The organism is Halorubrum sp. SP9, assembly GCF_005435015.1.
GTDB classification, from domain to species: Archaea; Halobacteriota; Halobacteria; order Halobacteriales; family Haloferacaceae; genus Halorubrum; species Halorubrum sodomense.
Window position 1 is genome coordinate 1 of record NZ_SGXU01000073.1, and the last position, 1,594, is coordinate 1,594.

Here is a 1,594-nt window from a genome sequence, read left to right on the forward strand (position 1 = left end):
GTGTATCGGCCCACCGACAAGTGGTGTATCGGATATCGACGATTATGTCGTCAAAAAATATGCTACGAAAGACGATAGAACGGGGTCAATCGAGGACCACTTCGGCTACGAGTATCCGCACAAAAACGTCCCCTCAAAATCTGAGTTTGAGGAACTACACTCAACGCTTCGGGAGCACTGGGACGGACAGCTCCCAACTGTACTCGACCCGACCGCGGGCGGCGGAACGATTCCGCTGGAAGCTACTCGATACGGTCTTCCCACTATATCTAACGAGCTAAATCCGGTAGCGTGGTTGCTAAACAAGGTAATTCTCGAACATGCTCCAAAAGAGGGGTCCATTGAGTCAGATGTGCGGACGTGGATGAACGAGATTGAGAGCATCGTTCAGGAGCGTCTGGAACCATTCTTCCCGGAAAAGAACGGGGTTGAGCCGAACCAATACTTCCGGGCCTACAGTATTGACTGCCCTTCGTGCGGGAAACAGATTCCTGTATCCAATCGCTGGTGGTTCAATCAAAAGAAAGGGATTGCCAGCAGGCCACAGTATGAGGACGAAGGTCTCCAATTTGAGATTGTACACATACCAGAAGATGTCTCAAAGGACGAATTTGACCCAAGTGAGGGGACGGTAAGCGGTGGAGATATTGAGTGTCCCCATTGCGACGTGGTGACTGAGCGAGAGGATGTTGTATCGATGTTCTCGAATGGAGAATTCTCTTATGAAGTCTGTGGTGTGAGATACTCTGAATCTGTACAGGGTTCACAGTATCACTCGCCGTCACAGGAAGACCGCGATGCGCTTGCGCGGGCGGCAGATAAGATAGAATCCGAGATTGACCTCGCGACCCTTCTCACCACAGACCGCTACGTTGGATTCTATGACCGTTCTGCCCCCTATGGAATTACCCAATGGAGGGACCTATACAGCCCCCGTCAACTCCTTTCTCACGCTACATATCTTGACGCATTTGATGAAATAAAGAAGGATATCTTGGACGAATATTCTCAGAACCGAGCAGAGGCTATCCTCACGCTTCTCTCGTTTATATCTATAAAACTGATAGAACGCAATTCCAGATTACAACCTATTGACATTCGTCGAGGGTCTCCCAGCAGTATGCTAGGTAATAATAACTTCTCATTCCAGTGGCATTTCTCTGAGAGCAACCTGATGAGTGGGACTTACAGTTACCAGTCTGAATCAGATAACGTATTGTCGAACTATGAGCATATCTCGGAGTATGTCTCACACCTTGAGGACCCGGATACAACGGTGCGGTGTGGAGATGCCTCAAATCTACCAATAGATACCGAATCGATTGAGGCAATTGTCGTTGACCCCCCGTATGGAGACAATATCATCTACTCCGAGGTCGCCGATGCGTTCTATGTCTGGTTCCGCGAGTATCTGGGGGACATCTATCCTGAAGAGTTCAGCACACCAGAAACTAACAAAGAAGACGAGGCTGTTGAGAACCCCTCTTTGGTATCAGATACGGAGTCTGGCTCTAAGCGTGAAGTGGCACGGAATAAATACGAGAATAGAATGAGTGACATCTTCGGCGAGGCGTACCGAGTCCTCGAAGAGGGA

Annotated in this window: 1 pseudogene; it reads left to right on the forward strand. The window is 49.2% G+C overall.

Features of this window, described 5'->3' with window-relative positions:
* A pseudogene (locus tag EXE45_RS20555) lies at nucleotides 1–1,594 on the forward strand (DUF1156 domain-containing protein); the annotation flags it as partial.